The following is a 16,217-nucleotide window of genomic DNA, read 5'->3' as shown; positions in this document are numbered from 1 at the left end:
GGCGGACCCACGGCGCGATATGGCCGAGTACGATCCCGCTCGCCCGCTGGTCCCGCCCGCAGTCGGACTCGCGGCCATCGCCGTCGGCTTCGGCGGCGTCGTCTACGCGATGTTCGCGGCGCCGTGGTTCTCGCCGCTGTACTACGCCCTCTCCGACCTCGGCGCCCGCGGCGCCGCGACGGCGCCGATCTTCAACGGCGCCCTCCTCGTCGGCGGCGCGCTCGGCGCCGGCTTCGTCGTCGCCGTGCTCGCCGACACGGACGACCCGATCCGGCGAGCGGGCGGTCTCTTCGGTCTGCTCGCCATGCTGTTCATGGCGCTCGTGGGCGTGTTTCCGCTGCCCGACCCGCTCCACGGCCTGGTCGCCGTCCCCTTCTTCCTGTTCCTGACGCTCGCGGTGTTCCTGTGGGGCGCGGGCGACTACGCCGTCGGACGGGAGTTCCGCGGGCTCGTGCTGGTCCTGCTCGGCGTCCTGCACGTCGTCTCGTGGGCCTGGTGGTTCCTCTTCCCGTGGTTCCCGCCCGGGATCGCCATCCCGGAGCTGTTCGGGTCGGTCGCGTTCGCCGTCTGGGGCGGCTGGCTCGCCGTCGAGGCGTTCGAGCGGGTACGCGTCGACCGCGACCGGCTGTGAGCGAGCGCGCCGGGAGCCAACTCAGTCCGGTCCGCGGACCGCGGCGGCGCGTTCGACGTAGGTACCGGTGAACTCGGGCACGTCCTCGCGAGCGCGGAGTTCGTCGAGCGCGAGCCAGTGGACCGCCGCGACCTCCTCGGGCTCGCGGACGCGGGCCTCGCCGCCCTCGTACTCGCACAGCGTGACCACGTTCAGACACCGGTGGCCGGTATCGGTCTCGAACGTGCCCGAACAGACGTACTCGACTTCGCCGACTTCGACGCCGACCTCCTCCTCGATCTCGCGGGCGACCGTGGCTTCGACGGCGTGGTCCGTTCCGGGCTCGGGTTCGAGCTTGCCGCCCGGGAGTCGGTGCCGTCCGGGCGGTCTATCGCTCGTCGAGGACGACCGGGACGCCCCGCTTCGCGACGTCCTCGGCGAAGGCGCCGCTGTCGGCTTCCAGCGCCTCGAAGGTGTTGTAGTGGATCGGGAGCACCAGATCCGGGTCCATCGCCTCGGCCAGGTCGGCGGCGTCGTGGCGGTCCATGGTGAACGACCGGGCGATCGACGGGACGAACAGCGACACGTCGAGCGCCTCGTGGCCCTCCAAGGCGTCGGAGTCGCCGGTCCAGAAGACGTTGGTGTCGTCGACGGTGACGACGAAGCCGCAGCCGATCCCCTTCGGGTGGATCGGCTCGCCGTCGTCGTCGACGTTCTTCCCGTCGGGGTCGTTGTAGGCGGGGACGGTCGCGATCGGCACGTCGTCGACGACGAGTTCGTCCTCCATGCCGACCTCGACGACCTCGTAGGGGAGTTCCTCGACCGGCGTCAACTCGCGGTCGGTGTCTCCCACGTCGATGCCTTCGAAGGCGACGACCGTGGTGTCCTCGTTCGAGACGCGTTCGACGCCGTCGCTGTCGTAGTGGTGGATGTGCGTGACACAGACCACGTCGGCGTCCTCGGCGCGGTAGTCCCGTCCCGGCGGGTGGCCGACGCCGGGGGTGTCCGGCTCCCACTCGCCGGTGAGCGTGCCGTAGCGGCCGGGGTCGAGGTAGACGACGGTGTCGTCGCCCTCGATCCGCAGGGTGGCGTAGCCGAGCCAGTCGACAGTCAGGCCGTCGTGTCGGACAGTCATACTCCCGAGTTCCGCCGAGACGCGGTTAAGGGTTCGGCTTCGGGTGGCGGCTTCCGCCTCTCGGACCTGAACGACTCCGGGAGCTATCTCGACGACAGATTCATGCGTCGGCGTAAGGAATCCTTACGTGAGATGAGCACGGACGACCCGGAACTGACGACGGTGACGTCGAAGGGGCAGGTCACGATCCCGAGCCGCCTCCGCGAGGAGTTCGGGCTGGAGAAGGGAACGAAACTGATGGTCGTCCCGACGGACCACGGGCTGGTCCTGAAGAAAGTCGAGCTCCCGTCGGTCGAGGAGTTCCACGAACGGGTCGAACGCCGCGCCGACGAGGTCGATCTCTCGACGAGCGAGGTGAACCGGTTGGTCCACGAGGCGCGCGACGAGGACGAATGAGGGCGGTTCTCGATACGAACGTCCTCATCTCCGGAGTGATCGCGACCGGCGTTCCCCACGACGTTCTTGTGGCCGGATTCGACGGGACCTACGATATCGTCGCGTCGGCGGAAACGCTCGCCGAGTTCCGCGAGACGCTCCGCAAGTACCCTGACCGGTTCGGGATGTCCGACTCGGAGATCCGCCGGGAAGTCGAGACGGTCCGGTACTTCGCGGAGTTCGTCGACCCGGGGTCTGACATCGCTGCCGTCTCTGCGGACCCGGACGACGACAAGTTCGTCGAAGCGGCGATCGCGGGTGACGTGACGTATCTGGTCTCGGGCGACCGGCACCTGTTGGACCTCGACGAGTTCCGTGGTGTCGATATCGTCACGCCCAGAACGTTCTACGAGCGGCTCGATATCGACTGAAACACGCCGTCACTGCCGTTCGGCCAGTCGCTCGACGCGCTCCAGCGAGTCGGCGTCGGCGGGGTCGATATCGTCGCGGACGCCGAGAAATCGCGGGAACCGAAGCGCGTAGCCGGCCGCGTAGGTGGGTGAGGTCTGAATCTCCTCGTAGCCGACCTCGAAGACGACGGCGGGGTCGAGGTCCACGTCGGCGCCGTCCTCGCCCAGGACGTGCGGTTCGAGCAACTCGGTCAGCGCTTCGAGTTCCTCGTCGGTGATACCCGTCGCGACCTTGCCGAGCGGGGCGAACCCGTCGTCGGTCCGGGCCGAGACTTCGAAGGTGCCCAGTAGTTCGGCCCGCCGCCCTTCGCCCCACTCGGCGCCGGTGACGACCAGATCCAGCGTCTCCACATCGGGCTTGCGCTTGAGCCACTGCTTGCCGCGCCGGCCCGGGGTGTAGGCCGACTCGGGGTTTTTCAGCATGATCCCCTCGTGGCCCGCCTCCAGCGCCTCGGCCTCGATATCGGCGATCCCGTCGGGGTCGTCGGAGACGGTCAGGGCCGAGAGCGCCTCTGCGCCCGCGTCGCCCAGCGCCGCTTCGAGCCGGTTGTGGCGCTCGACCAGCGGCCGGTCGAGCAGGTCGTCGCCGTCGGCGTGGAGGCAGTCGAACGCCCGGAACTCGACGAGAACGTCCTCGCGGGCCTTCGCCACGTCGTGTTTCCGGCGGAACCGACGCAGGACCTCCTGAAACGGGAGCGGCGACCCGTCGTCCGCCACGGCGACGACCTCGCCGTCCAGTATCGCGGGGGCGTCGAGCGCGTCTTCGACGAACTCGACGACCTCCGGGAGCGGATCGGTCACCGCTTCCATGTTCCGCGAAAAGAGGGCCGTCTCCTCGCCGTCGTAGTGGACCTGCACCCTGGCACCGTCGAACTTCCACTCGACGGCCGCCGCCTCCCAGTCATCGAGCGCCTCGGTGACGGTGCCGGCCTGGGCGAGCATCGCGCCGACCGGCCGGCCGACTTCCAGCCCGAGCGATTCGAGGCCGTCGAGTCCCTCCTCGCGGGCGACCACCGCCACCTCGCCGTGGTCGTTGGTGACCTGGAGCGCCCGCTCGACCTCGCCGACCGGCACGTCGAAGGCGTCGGCGGTCGCGTCCCTGACGGCGCCGTCGCCGACGCCGATGCGCATCTCCGAGAGGACGAGCCGGGCGAGATACCGCGCCTCGTCGTCACCCGCCCGGTTGAACAGCCCGAACAGGATGTCCCGCTTGGTGTCACGGCTGCCCGACCCCTCGGTCGCGGCGAGGTCGCGCAGTTGCGCGTCCACCTCGGCGACGGTGAGGTCGTCGGCGCCGCCCGCTCCGTTCCCGTCTCCATCTCCCGCTCCGGCGCCCGCGCCGAACGCCGCCAGCCCCTGCTGGCCGCCGAAGTCGTACCTCGCCGCCACCTCGCCAACGTCGCCCACGTCGGCGACCCGCTCCTCCACGTCGTCGACGGTGACGTTCCGCCCGGCCGCCTTCGCGATGGCCTCGTAGCACAGCGCCGGGCCGATGTCGAGTTTCGTCGAGTCGTGAGCGGGGAACACCCGCCCCTGCACGTACCGGGCGACGACGGGCAGGTCCGCGCCCGCCGTCTCCAGCAGGTCGGTCACCCGCTCGACGATGTCGGTGTCGGCGCTCTCGGCTTCGATCGCCCGGGCGCGCTCGGCGAAGGCGGCCAGCTCCATCGCCTCGTCGGTAGGTCCCCCGCCGGTCTAAAGGCTGCCGACCCGTGACGGGACCGGTCCGCCCGCGGGGACCGCCGGGCCGACGAGGCCCCGGAGCGACCGGGACCCGCTCCGGTCGGGCCGCTGGACCTGTGCCACGTCGTAGATCCGGGTGCGTTCCTCGGGGTAGGTGCGGTCGACGGAGCCGCCGGTGTGGCCGAACCGCTCGTCGCCGTCGGTGTCGAGGTGCGGGACCGCGTACAGCTCCATCTCGTCGCTGTAGGTCGATTCGAGGCGGATCCGAACGTCCTCGTGGCTCCCTGCGGCGAGGTACTCGCTGTGGCCGACGACCTCGCCGTCGGCGGTGCGGGCGCGGACGGTGACGTAGCCGCCCTCCGAGAGCGAGACGGAATCGACGGTGACGGTCTCGCCGGTCATCGCCTGGTCGTCGAAGGTGACCTGCGCGACCGGCGAGGACAGCAGCAGGAAGGCGCCGTAGGCGACGGCGAGCATGATCGCCGCGTGTTTCGCGCCGTGTTTGAGCGACCCCTCGCCGAGCTGGCCGGCGATAAAGCCCGAGAGGACCGCCTGGACGATCGCGGTGTGAAAGAAGACGAGGGTGTAGGCGGCCTTGTTCACCTGGCCGAAGCGGGCGAACGCGCCGACGTTGACCGCGAGCTGGTTGGTGTTCTCGGGCGTCGGGACGTTGTTCGGGAGGCTCGGCACGAGCACCTCCTGGACGGCGACGATGATGACGAGGAAGACCAGAAAGGAGATGTAGATGACGATCAGGTAGGTGAACATCTGCTGGCGCCGCTTGCGCCGGAGTTTGAGCTCGGCACTGGCCTGCTCGCCGGCGATCCGCAGGACCGGCGCGAGGTTGCCGCTCGCCCGGAGGGCGTTCGTGAGGAGGGTGACGACGCGGGTGGTCGCCGTCGTGCGGACGCGGAGGCCGAACCGCCGCAACGCGTCGTCGACGTTCGCCCCGTAGGTCAGGTCCCGGCAGATCCGGTCGACCTCGACCGAGAGGACACCCAGGTCGCTCTCGCGGACGCGCTCGAACCCCTCGACGACGGACATCCCGGCCTCGTTGAGGCTCGCGAGCCGTTCGAGCAGTTCCGGCAGCGCCGTCTCCAGCCGGCGGATCCGCCGGGTGTACACCTCCCAGACGACCGCGAACGAGCCGACGACCAGCAGCGCCGCCTGGATCAGCACGTCGTCGAGAGCGCGGGTCTGGATGCCGTTCGCGGTGATCGCACCCGGCGCCCTGAGGGCCACCGACAGCAGGGCCAGCGGCACGGTGACGTAGAGGATCGCCGTCGGCCGCCGCATGAGCCATTGGAACGGCCGGTCGACCAGTGCCCGGACGCGTCCGAACGAGTCGTACACCGCGAGCTGCTCGCGGAGGGTCGCCGACGCCGTGTACTCGCCGTCGGCCACGGGGCCGTCGGCGGGCTCGCCGGTCGCCGTCCGCTCGGCCGACCCTCCGTCGGCCGCCTCCGGGCCCGCCTGGGGGACGCCCGAACTGCCCCGCATCGACTCGGCGAGCGCGCCGGTCTCGCTCCCGCTCGCGACGCCGAGCAAGTCGAGTTTGCCGGCGAGGTAGACCATGAACAGGACGTTGGCGAGGGGGATCATCACGTAGGCCAGCAGGCGCAGGAAGTTGATCGTCTGGGTCGTCGTCAGCCCGAAGACGAGCAGGATCGTCATGAGAAAGAGGGTCCCGGCGACGAGGACGGTGACGTAGGCCTCGGCGATGGTCGCCAGCAGTTCGAGGATATCCTCCTGGCGGTCGACGGCCTCGTCCCGGTAGCGCTCGTACTGGTCGCGCAGGAACTCGGGGAGGTTCTGCCCGCTCTGGAGGACGCTCGCGAGGTTCTCGCTGAAGGTCTTGAACTGTTCGCTCGGCGTCCGTTTCGAGGCGTTGCGGACGGCGGTGATGATGTCCCGACCGAACAGATCCATCTCGCGGACGGCGACGGAGATCTCGTCGGCGCCGTGGCCGTACACGTCGCGGTTCTCGGCGAGCGTCCGCATCACGCCCGGCGTCGACACGCCGCCCCGCGAGAGGGCGTAGACGAACGCGACCGTCCGCGGCAGCCCCTCGTTGATGCCGCGGCGTCGGACCTCGGCGTGGCTCCGCGGGCTCTCCCAGCGGTACCAGTAGGTGAACCCGGCGCCGACGAGCCCGGAGACGGCGCCGCCGGCCGTCAGCACGGCGAACACCTGATTCGGGGTCAGTTCCGGTTCGAGTTCCGGCCGCCCGAGCGTGTTCGCCATCGCGTCGGGCAGCGCCTGGATGAACTCCCCGACCGCCGGGAGCACGAGCAAGATTCCGCCGAAGACGTACACGCCGACGATGGCGCCGGCCAGCGCGGCGACGACCGTCACGAGGTAGGTCTCGGCGGCGTAGGCGCGGTAGGTCCGATCGACGTACGCCTCCTTGAGCCGGTTCCGGCGGTCGGGCGCCTCCTCGGGGACGTACCGGCCGAAGTAGCGTCGCGCCGTCCGGGTGGCCCAGGTGTCGAGACCGACGTTGAGCGACGACAGCGGTATCAGCGCGACCAGCGCCAGCGCGACGAGCAGCGGCGCGAGCCCGAGGACCGCACTCATGACTGACCGTCGACCGGGGGTTCGGAACCGTCCTCGACCGCGGGGTCGGTCCCGTCGCCGACGGCCGGATCGGTCCCCTCGTCGACGGTCACGTCGGCCTCGTCGATCATGGCGACGACCTCCTCGGGGTCGGCGTAGTACTTGTTCACCATCGCCGTGAACCGCCGGAAGTCGGTGATGCCGTTCTCCTGGAGGTACATCAGGAACCGCCGCCGGTCGCGCAGTTCGCGGAGCAACTCGGCGCGGGACCAGCCCTGTTCCTGGCGGATCTCGTCGAGGAGTTCGCTGTTGTTGCGCGAAAAGGAGTCGGCGGTGCCGTCCCAGCTGTAGGTGTTCGAGTAGTCGAGTTCGCCCGTCCGCTGGTCGATGCCCTCGATCTCGGCGATGGTCCGGGCACGGCGGACCCGCTCGCCGCCCGAGCGGGTCAGCACCTGCACGCTCAGCACGTCCAGCGACTGGACCATCGGCCGCGGGACGTTGATCGGCTCGTTCTCTAAGCGATTGATGACCGTCTGCACCGAGTCGGCGTGCAGCGTCGAGAACGTCGTGTGGCCGGTGTTCATCGCCTGGAAGAGGGTAATGGCCTCCTCGCCGCGGACCTCGCCGACGACGATGTACTCGGGGCGGTGGCGCAGCGACGACCGCAGCAGGTCGTACATCGTGATGTCGCCGTCGCCCATGCGCTCGCGGGTGACCGACGAGAGCCAGTTCTCGTGATAGAGGGAGAGCTCGCGGGTGTCCTCGATGGTGATCACCTTCGAGCGGGGCGGGATGAACATCGAGACGGCGTTCATCGAGGTGGTCTTGCCGGCCGCCGTCCCGCCGGCGAAGATGAGGCTCTTGTTGTGCTCGATGCAGAGCCAGAGGAAGGCGAGCATCCGGTCGTCGTAGGTGCCGTAGTTCATCAGGTCGACCGGCGTGAACGGCTCCTCGGCGTACTTCCGGATGGTAAAGGCCGACCCGCGCGGGGTCACCTCCTCGCCGAGCGCGAGTTCGATGCGGGAGCCGTCCGGTAGCGTCGTCGAGACCACCGGGTCGGAGACGCTGACGTGGCGGCCCGAGCGCTGGGCGAGCTGGATGACGTAGTCGTCGAGCTCGTCCCTTTCGAAGGCGACCGTCGACTCCACGTCGGTGTACTCCTCGTGGTAGACGAACACGGGGAGGCCGGCGCCGTCGCAGGAGATGTCCTCGACGCGCGAGTCGTGCATCACCGGGTCGAGCTTGCCGTAGCCCAGAAAGGAGCGGTGGAGGTAGTAGTACAGGCGGTAGAACGTCTCCGTGGCCACGTCGACGCCGTACTCTTCGAGGCGCTGGCGCAGTTCCTCCCGCAGGGCGTCGGCGGGGTCGTCGCTCACGTCGTCGCGGTACAGCAGGGGGTCGCGGATGTCGTCGAACACCCGGTGGAGGAGGTCGCGCTCGGTCTCGTCCAGGGTCGGTTCGACGACGCGGTAGCGGTGTTCGTTCTCCTCGTCGTCGTAGGCGATGGAGACGTAGGCGAAGGGGGCGTTGAGCCAGTAGCGGTCGACCTCGCGACCGCCGGACGGCGGGTCGTCGGCGACCAGCCGGCCGTGCCGGGCCGGGTCGTAGTTCGGGACGTGGATCCGCGAGCCGGTGAGCGCGCCGGCGGCCCGCGAGAGCCACTGCTGGAAGGCCGCGAGCCGCCCATCGGTGCCCGATCCGTTCGTCGCTTCGCGTGACATGGAAACCCCCGGAAGGTCGTTACCTCACGTACCCTCGCGAGTCACTTAAACTCGAACCTCTAGAAATCACGGATGAAATTCGCGAGCGGGGGCGGCTTACACCGTGAACAGATGCCCCTCCTCGGGCACGTCGAACAGGCCGATGCGCGCGCCGGCGTCGAGCCAGGCGTGGCCGTAGGAAAAGGAGGCAAGCGCGTTGACGGGGTCGTCGGACTCGCGGAAGTGGCGGCCGTCCTCCAGATACGAGCGGGCCATCTCCTCGCACTCGGCGGCGGCCTCGGCCATCGGCGTCCCCTCGGGCGGTGCCACCTCGGCGGCGTCGAGCGCCTCGGCCAGCAGCCCCTCGTAGCGGTCGGTTTTCTCCTGCAGATCGGCGGGCATACTCGGACCCGAGTGCCGGCGTGGGCCTAAGCGTTCGGTCGTCGGCCGGCGCCACGCGGCGCGCCGATTTCCGGGATCAGACCGTTCGACTGCGCGGAACTCGCCGGATGGTCACGTTCTCTGAGGGGTATTGGTCGTCGAGGCCGAAAGGGGTGCATGGACGACGACCACGGCGACAGCCGACTCGGCCGCGGCGACGAGGAGGTCGGCGCGGAGATCGCCGACGACACCGACGCGCTCCTCGGGGCGCTCCCGCACTTCTATCGGGGCGAGGTGAGCCAGGCCAACAGCGCTCAGGACCGGATCGACCGCACGACCAACTGGGCGATAACCCTCCTGGCGGCGCTGCTGTCGCTCGTGTTCGCCGGGCCGGAGATGCCGGCGTACCTGTTGCTCATCGCCGTCGCGGCGCTCGCCGCGTTCCTCTCCTACGAGGTGCGCCGCTACCGGTTCTACGACATGTACCGGTCGCGAGTGCGAATCGTCCAGGAGAACGTCTTCGCCAACGCGCTCTCGCCGGAGGGCGCCGAACACTCCGAGTGGCGCGAGGAGCTGAGCCGGGACCTGCGCTACCCGACGTTCAAGGTGTCTACCCTCGAAGCGCTCTCGCGACGGCTCCGTCGGATCTACGGGCTGTTGTTCGCTGTCGTCGGCGTCGCGTGGGCGGCGAAGGTCACCCTGTTCACGCCGGAGAACCGCTGGACCGAGGCGGCGGAGCTCCCGGGCATCCCCGGCGTCGCCGTCGCGGGCGCGCTCGGGGCGTTCTACCTCGCGATCGTCGCGCTCGCGCTCTGGCCGATCGAGCGCCAGGCCAAGGGCGAGGTCCACGGCGAGCGGGTGGGCGAGTGGAAAGAGGAGTGACGGACGCGGACGCGAGTCCGGTCCGGATCGAGCGAATCCGGCGATCTACCCGCCCGTCGCGGGCGGTCGGCGCGACAGCGCAAGGTAAATACCCCGTCCTCCGCTATCGGTGAGCAATGAGTTCCGAGACGGCCGACCACCGACGGCTGATCATCGCGGGATCGGGCATCGCGGGGCTGACCGCCGCCATCTACGCGGCGCGGTCGAACCTCGATCCGCTCGTGCTGGAGGGCGACGAGCCCGGCGGACAGCTCACGCTGACGACCGACGTGGAGAACTACCCCGGGTTCCCCGACGGCGTCGGCGGCACCGAGCTGGTCAACGACATGAAAGCCCAGGCCAAGCAGTTCGGCGCGGAGATCGAACACGGCGTCGTCACCGACGTGAACGACGAGGTCCGCCCCTTCGAGGTCGACCTCAACACCGGCGACACCTACACGGCCGACGCCGTTATCGCCGCCAGCGGCGCGAGCGCCCGCACCCTGGGCGTCCCCGGCGAGGACGACCTGATGGGCTTCGGCGTCTCGACGTGTGCCACCTGCGACGGCGCCTTCTTCCGCGGCGAGGACATGGTGGTCGTCGGCGGCGGCGACGCGGCCTTCGAGGAGGCCGACTTCCTCACCCGCTTCGCCGACACCGTCTACCTGGTCCACCGACGCGAGGAGTTCCGCGCCGAGGACTACTGGGTCGACCGTCTGATGGACAAGGTCGACGACGGCGACGTGGAGATCATGCGAAACACCGAACTGCTGGAGGTCCACGGCTCCCAGGAAGCGGGCGTCGACCACGTCACCCTCGCCGAGAACGAGTCCGGCCGCCCGTCGGAGAAGCTCGACGACCCCGAGACCGAGACCTTCGACTTCGACGTGGGCGCCGTGTTCGTCGCCATCGGCCACACGCCCAACACGGACTACCTCGACGACACCGGGGTCGAACTCGACGAGGAAGGCTACGTGAACACGCGGGGCAGCCGGGGCGGCGGCGAGGGCGGCGACCAGACCGCGACCGGCGTCGAGGGGCTGTTCGCCGCCGGCGACGTGGTCGACCACCACTACCAGCAGGCGATCACCGCCGGCGGCATGGGCTGCAAGGCCGCGATGGACGCCGACGACTACCTCGAACGCGAGGCGCCCGCCGAGGGCGAGGCCGAAGCGGCCGCCGAAGCCGACGACTGAACGGTCGCCGGTCTCCCGGGGCGGTTTTGACGGGGTGCGTACGCTTCCATCAGACCCATATGCCGGGTGTCCCTACGGAGGCCATGGCAGAATCAGAGACGGTCACGCTGACGATCGAAGCCGGCGACGCCACGGACGAACTCGAAGTGCCGACCGCGCTCGTCGGGATGCTCGCAGAGAGCGATGACGAGTCGCCACCGGAGGTCGTCGGCGACATCGCGATGTTCGGCCTGGCCCAGCGCATCCACAGCGCCGCCCACCACAGCGAGGGCGAGCCCGCCGAGGAGATCGCGGACACCGAGGAACTCACCCTCGAACTGTTCGAGGAGCGCTTCGGCCGCACGTTCGCGGAACTGACCGGCCACAGTCACTGAGGCGACGCTCCGCGCGGTAGTTACGAACGGCGACTCCATCGGCCCGCTCAGGGAACGTCCCAGCGGATCAGGACGCCGTCGTCGACGCGTTCCACGTCGCGAAGCGACAGCTCCGGGAAGTCGTCGACGAAGCCGTCGCCGTCGGCGAGCGTGGGCGCCTTCCAGCCGCCGATGACGGCGGGGCCGACGAACGTCGAGAGCTCGTCGACCATGTCGGCCGCGAACAGCGAGAAGATGAGCTCGCCGCCGCCCTCGACCATCAGCCGCTCGATGCCCCGGTCTTCGAGCTGTGCGAGCGCCTCGGGCAGGTCGACCTGCTGTTCGCCGGCCGAGACGACCTCGGCGCCGGCCTCGGAGATCTCGGCGACGAAGTCCTGCGGGGCGGCCTCGCTGGTCAGGAGGTAGGTCTCGGCGCGGTCGTCGAGGACGCGGGCGTCGGTCGGCGTGCGGACCCGGGAGTCGGCGACGATGCGGGCGGGGTTCTCGGGCTTGCCGGCGTCGCGACGGCGCTCGCGGCGGGCGTCGCCGTCGACGGTCAGCGAGGGGTCGTCGGCCAGCACCGTGCCGACGCCGACCATGACGGCGTCGCTCTCGGCGCGCAGCGCGTCGACGCGGTCGAAGTCGGCGGGACCGCTGATCTCGACCTGTTCGCGCTCGCGGGTCGACAGCTTCCCGTCGGCGCTCATGGCGGCGTTGACGACGACGTACATACCCCGTAGCTACGCGCTCGCGGGAAAACCGCTTTCGATGTGGGTCGCGCTGCGCTCGCGTCGGTCGCGGTCGCGGTCCCGGTCGCGACGCCGCGGGGCCGCCCGGTTTCCCGACGGGAACGATTTTTACCGGGGCCAGCCGAAGGTCCGGTGATGAGCTTAGACGATCATGCCGAGGACCTCGCCTCCGACCTCGGCGTCGACAAAACGGAGGTCAAAAGCGACCTGGAGAACCTCGTGGAGTACAGCGTGCCCGTCGAGGAGGCCAAAGACAGCCTCCGGCGGAAGTACGGCGACGACTCCGGCGGCGGGGGCGGCCCCACGACGAAGTCCATCGCCGAGATCACCACCGGCGATTCGAACGTGACCGTCACCGGAACGGTCCTCACCGTGGGCAAACGGTCGATCCGCTACCAGGGGTCCGACCACGTCATCTTCGAGGGGGAGATCGCCGACGAGACCGGCAAGATCTCCTACACCGCGTGGGACGACTTCGGCCTGCAGGCCGGCCAGACCATCACCGCCGGCAACGCGGGCATCCGCGAGTGGGAGGGCGAGCCCGAACTCAACCTCGGCGAGAGCACGACCATCGGGCTGGCCGACGAGGACCTCGACGTGTCCCATCCGGTCGGCGGCGACGCCGGCCTCGCGGAACTCGAACCCGGCGACCGCGGGATCGACGTCGAGGTCACGGTGTTAGAGGTCGAGACCAAGACCATCGACGGCCGCGACGGCGAGACGGAGATCCTCAGCGGCATCCTCGCCGACGAGACGACGCGGCTGCCCTTCACCGACTGGGAGCCCCACGAGGGGATCACCGAGGGCGCCTCGATCCGGCTGGAGGACGTGTTCGTCCGCGAGTTCCGCGGCGCGCCCTCGGTGAACGTCTCGGAGTTCACGACCGTCGCGCCGCTGGACCGGACCGTCGAGGCGACCGACGAAGCGCCCCGCCTGGCGATCCGCGACGCCATCGAATCGGGCGGCCTGTTCGACGTGGAACTGGTCGGCAACGTCATCGCGGTGCGGGACGGCTCCGGCCTCATCGAGCGCTGTCCCGAGTGCGGCCGCGTCGTGCAGAACGGCCAGTGTCGGACCCACGGCGCCGTCGACGGCGTCGACGACCTGCGTATCAAGGCCATCCTCGACGACGGCACCGGAACCGTGACCGCGATCCTCGACGACGAACTCACGGAGGGGATCTACGGCGGCGGCATCGAGGCCGCCAAAGAGCACGCCCGCGAGGAGATGGACCAGGAGGCCGTCGCCGACGACATCCGCGAGACGCTCGTCGGTCGGGAGTTCCGCGTCCGCGGGTCGCTGTCGGTCGACGAGTACGGCGCCAACTGCAACGCCCGCTCGTTCGACGAGACCGGCGACGACCCCGCGAGTCGCGCCAGCGACCTCCTCGCGGAGGTCCGGTCATGAGCGGATCGGAAGACCAGGGCGGCGCGGGACGGCGCGAGGTCGCCTACCGCCTGTTTGCCGCGGAGTTCGAGGACGCCGACTTCTCCTACTCCGAGAGCGACGAGGAACGGGCCCCGAACTACGTCGTCTCGCCGACGGGCGGCCGCGTCAACCGGCTGTTCGTCGTCGGCGTCCTCACCGAGGTCGAGAACGCGAGCGAGGACGTGCTCCGCGCCCGCATCGTCGATCCGACGGGCGCGTTCGTCGTCTACGCCGGCCAGTATCAGCCCGAGGCGCAGGCCTTCTTCGACAAGGCCCAGCCGCCGATGTTCGTCGCAGTCACCGGGAAGGCCCGCACCTTCCAGCCCGACGACTCGGACGTGACCTACACCTCGATCCGGCCGGAGAACGTCAACGAGGTCGACGCCGAGACCCGAGACCGCTGGACGGTCGGCACCGCCCGGCAGACGCTCGACCGCGTGCGGACGATGGCCGGCGCCCTCTCTCGGGAGGAACGGGGCGACGAACTCCGCGCCGCGCTGGAAGCCGAGGGCGTCGACACCGGGCTGGCGGCGGGGATCCCGCTCGCCATCGGCCACTACGGCACGACCGCGGCCTATCTCGACGCGGTGCGGGACACGGCCGTCCAGGCGCTGGAAGTCGTCGCGGGCGAGCGCGAGGAGGTCGACGCCCACTCCGCGTCGCCGGGCGCGCCCGGCGACGCCGACCCGGCGACGCTGGCCGCCCTCGACGTGGCCGCGAGCGTCGGCGGCGAGACCACCGCTCTCGGCGGCGGGAGCGACGACCGCGCGACCGCGAGCGACGACACCGCGACCGCCGAGACCGAGACCGCGGCCGACGGGTCCGCGACCGCCGACGCGAACACCGGGTCGGCGACCGAGGCCGAATCCGTATCCGAATCCGAATCCGAATCCGACACCGAGTCGGCGTCGCCGGAATCGGCTGAGCAGAGCGAACCGGAACCCGCGGCATCGAGCGAGCCGTCGGCCGAGGAGACCGAGTCCACCGCCGGAGAGTCGGCGACCGACTCCGGCGTAGAGCCGTCGGAGTCGGCGTCGGACGAGCCCGCGGCCGTCGAGGCCGAACCCGCCGCGACCGCCGCCGAAGGCGGTACCGGGACCGACGCCCCCGACACTGGCGCGGACTCGCCCGACGCGGGCGCCGACGCCGCGAGCGGCGAGGACCTCGACGACTTCGACCCCGGCGAGTTCGAGCTCGACGACGAGGAGCGCGAGGAGATCGAGGAGGAGTACGGGACCGGCTTCACGAGCGGCAACGAGGTCGACGAACCCGGCGAGGCCGGCATCGAGACGCCCGACCCCGAGGAACTGGCCGAGGCCGAAGCGGAGGCCGGAGCCGACGGGTCCGCGAGTGCAGCGGCCGACGCCGGGAGCGAAGCGAGCGAACCGGAGCCGGAGCCGACCGAGCAGCCGGCCGACACCGGCTCGGCGACCGGGTCCGCGGAGTCCGGCTCGGAGACCGGGTCCGTCGAGTCCGAGTCGGAGCCGGCGACCGAACCCGGCGAATCCGCCGAGGGCGCCGAACCGGCCGAGGACGTGGATGTCGAGGACGCGGTGATGGACGCGATGGCCGAACACGACGACGGCGACGGCGCCCACGCCGACGAGATCGTCGACGCGGTGACCGCCCGGACCGGCGCCGCCGACGAGGAAGTGCGCGAGGCCATCCAGGACGCGCTTATGGGCGGCCGCTGCTACGAGCCCGAGGACGACGTGTACAAGCCGATCTGATGGGCGTCGAACCGATCCCCGGCGAGCCCGCGGCGGTCGCGACCTGCGACGGCGAGCGGGCACTCGTCGTCGCCGACTTCCACGCCGGCATCGAGGCCGGCCTGCGCCGCGACGGCGTCGAACTCCCGGACCACGCGCCCGACCGCCGCGAGTCGCTGCGCGCGCTCGTCGAGCGAGAACGGCCGGACCGGCTCCTCTTCCTCGGGGATCTGGGCCACGCCATCGGCGACCCCGGCCGCGAGGAACGCGCGGAGATCCTCGCGCTGTTCGACGCGCTCCCCGCCGACCTGCCGGTCACGCTCGTCAAGGGCAACCACGACGGCGACACCGACTCGGTCCTGGAGCGGGTCGACCAGTCCGTCGCGGTCACGCCCGGCCACGGCGTCCGCATCGGCGAGGTCGGCTTCGCCCACGGCCACACCTGGCCGAGCCCGGACGTGCTCGCCGCCGATATCGTCTGCGTCGCCCACGAACACCCGGTCGTCCGCCTCGAAGACGAGGTCGGCGGCGCGCGCGTCGAGCGGGTGTGGCTCCGCGGCGACCTCGGTCCGGAACCGTTCCGCGAGTTCCACGGCGACGGCCTCGATATCGACGCGGGCGCCGAACTCGTCGTCTGCCCGGGGTTCAACGACCTGTCGGGCGGCACCTGGGTCAACGTCGCCGGCCAGGACTTCCTCGCCCCGTTCCTCCCCGAGACCCTCGTCGACGGCGAGGCGTACCTCCTCGACGGCACGCGACTGGGCGACTACCGCCGGGTCTGAATCGCCGGCGTGACGACCGGGTGTGGTCCATCGCGCTGAGTGCAGCCATCTTTTTCATCGTCGCCCTTCCTCGCTCGCTGCGCTCGCTGCGGGAGGGCTCCTCGAAAAACATGGGTGAAAAAGGCTGAACCCTCACTTCGTTCGGGTTCAGTGAACCGCGCCTCGCTCCGCTCGGCGCGGATACCGGTGATCAACCCGCAACCCGAACCGATCGGTCCCGGCCTCGTCG

At 70.3% G+C, this 16,217-nt stretch carries 16 protein-coding genes; 9 read left to right on the top strand and 7 right to left on the bottom strand.

The window, feature by feature from the left end; translation table 11 throughout:
* Positions 1 to 19 precede the first annotated feature (19 nt).
* Positions 20 to 631: a DUF998 domain-containing protein gene (locus HZS55_RS18610; protein ID WP_179909050.1), complete on the top strand. Its 612-nt coding sequence runs from the start codon at positions 20 to 22 to the stop codon at positions 629 to 631.
* A 21-nt stretch (positions 632 to 652) separates the two neighbouring features.
* Here the strand turns inward: HZS55_RS18610 and HZS55_RS18605 are convergent, their stop codons facing one another.
* The gene (locus tag HZS55_RS18605) at positions 653 to 1,111 is read right to left on the bottom strand and encodes an NUDIX domain-containing protein (protein ID WP_179911923.1); all 459 of its coding nucleotides are present in this window, start codon (positions 1,109 to 1,111) and stop codon (positions 653 to 655) included.
* Positions 999 to 1,745, bottom strand: a complete 747-nt coding sequence (locus HZS55_RS18600) for an MBL fold metallo-hydrolase (protein WP_179909049.1) — start codon at positions 1,743 to 1,745, stop codon at positions 999 to 1,001. The genes HZS55_RS18605 and HZS55_RS18600 overlap by 113 nt, the downstream gene beginning before the upstream one ends.
* A 132-nt stretch (positions 1,746 to 1,877) precedes the next feature.
* On the opposite strand from HZS55_RS18600, the gene HZS55_RS18595 reads away from it, so the two are divergent.
* A complete protein-coding gene (locus HZS55_RS18595; protein WP_179909048.1) occupies positions 1,878 to 2,141 on the top strand; it encodes an AbrB/MazE/SpoVT family DNA-binding domain-containing protein in 264 nt (87 codons plus the stop codon).
* A complete protein-coding gene (locus tag HZS55_RS18590) occupies positions 2,138 to 2,551 on the top strand; it encodes a putative toxin-antitoxin system toxin component, PIN family (protein ID WP_179909047.1) in 414 nt (137 codons plus the stop codon). The genes HZS55_RS18595 and HZS55_RS18590 overlap by 4 nt, the downstream gene beginning before the upstream one ends.
* 9 nt (positions 2,552 to 2,560) lie before the next feature.
* On the opposite strand, the gene ligA is transcribed toward HZS55_RS18590, so the two are convergent.
* From ligA to HZS55_RS18570, 4 genes are all read right to left on the bottom strand, one after another.
* Positions 2,561 to 4,258 (bottom strand): ATP-dependent DNA ligase LigA, encoded by a 1,698-nt coding sequence (gene ligA / locus HZS55_RS18585; protein WP_179909046.1) that lies wholly within the window; start codon positions 4,256 to 4,258, stop codon positions 2,561 to 2,563.
* 27 nt (positions 4,259 to 4,285) lie between these two features.
* Entirely contained in the window at positions 4,286 to 6,850 is a 2,565-nt protein-coding gene (locus tag HZS55_RS18580) for a type II secretion system F family protein (protein ID WP_179909045.1), read from the bottom strand.
* Complete coding sequence (locus HZS55_RS18575; RefSeq protein WP_179909044.1) at positions 6,847 to 8,550, bottom strand: type II/IV secretion system ATPase subunit; 1,704 nt, start codon at positions 8,548 to 8,550, stop codon at positions 6,847 to 6,849. The genes HZS55_RS18580 and HZS55_RS18575 overlap by 4 nt, the downstream gene beginning before the upstream one ends.
* Before the next feature lie 96 nt (positions 8,551 to 8,646).
* Entirely contained in the window at positions 8,647 to 8,931 is a 285-nt protein-coding gene (locus tag HZS55_RS18570) for a DUF357 domain-containing protein (protein WP_179909043.1), read from the bottom strand.
* 156 nt (positions 8,932 to 9,087) lie between these two features.
* On the opposite strand from HZS55_RS18570, the gene HZS55_RS18565 reads away from it, so the two are divergent.
* From HZS55_RS18565 to HZS55_RS18555, 3 genes are all read left to right on the top strand, one after another.
* Positions 9,088 to 9,792, top strand: coding sequence for a DUF2270 domain-containing protein (locus HZS55_RS18565; protein WP_179909042.1), 705 nt, complete (start codon positions 9,088 to 9,090; stop codon positions 9,790 to 9,792).
* A 116-nt stretch (positions 9,793 to 9,908) separates the two neighbouring features.
* Positions 9,909 to 10,967, top strand: coding sequence for an NAD(P)/FAD-dependent oxidoreductase (locus HZS55_RS18560; RefSeq protein WP_179909041.1), 1,059 nt, complete (start codon positions 9,909 to 9,911; stop codon positions 10,965 to 10,967).
* Positions 10,968 to 11,050: 83 nt separating this feature from the next.
* A complete protein-coding gene (locus HZS55_RS18555; RefSeq protein ID WP_179909040.1) occupies positions 11,051 to 11,341 on the top strand; it encodes a DUF7545 family protein in 291 nt (96 codons plus the stop codon).
* A 47-nt stretch (positions 11,342 to 11,388) separates the two neighbouring features.
* Here HZS55_RS18555 and HZS55_RS18550 read toward each other — a convergent pair whose 3' ends face one another.
* Complete coding sequence (locus HZS55_RS18550) at positions 11,389 to 12,051, bottom strand: 2,5-diamino-6-(ribosylamino)-4(3H)-pyrimidinone 5'-phosphate reductase (RefSeq protein WP_179909039.1); 663 nt, start codon at positions 12,049 to 12,051, stop codon at positions 11,389 to 11,391.
* 153 nt (positions 12,052 to 12,204) lie between these two features.
* On the opposite strand from HZS55_RS18550, the gene HZS55_RS18545 reads away from it, so the two are divergent.
* Genes HZS55_RS18545 through HZS55_RS18535 form a run of 3 tightly spaced genes read left to right on the top strand, consistent with a single transcriptional unit; the run spans position 12,205 to position 15,988 of the window.
* Positions 12,205 to 13,476, top strand: a complete 1,272-nt coding sequence (locus tag HZS55_RS18545) for a Single-stranded DNA binding protein (protein WP_179909038.1) — start codon at positions 12,205 to 12,207, stop codon at positions 13,474 to 13,476.
* Positions 13,473 to 15,227: a hypothetical protein gene (locus HZS55_RS18540; RefSeq protein ID WP_179909037.1), complete on the top strand. Its 1,755-nt coding sequence runs from the start codon at positions 13,473 to 13,475 to the stop codon at positions 15,225 to 15,227. Before HZS55_RS18545 ends, HZS55_RS18540 begins: the two co-directional genes overlap by 4 nt.
* The gene (locus tag HZS55_RS18535) at positions 15,227 to 15,988 is read left to right on the top strand and encodes a metallophosphoesterase (RefSeq protein ID WP_179909036.1); all 762 of its coding nucleotides are present in this window, start codon (positions 15,227 to 15,229) and stop codon (positions 15,986 to 15,988) included. Before HZS55_RS18540 ends, HZS55_RS18535 begins: the two co-directional genes overlap by 1 nt.
* Positions 15,989 to 16,217: the final 229 nt, after the last annotated feature.

The organism is Halosimplex rubrum (assembly GCF_013415885.1).
Classification (GTDB): Archaea; Halobacteriota; Halobacteria; order Halobacteriales; family Haloarculaceae; genus Halosimplex; species Halosimplex rubrum.
The sequence above is the reverse complement of the archived record's forward strand: the minus strand, read 5'-3'. Positions and strand labels throughout refer to the sequence as shown.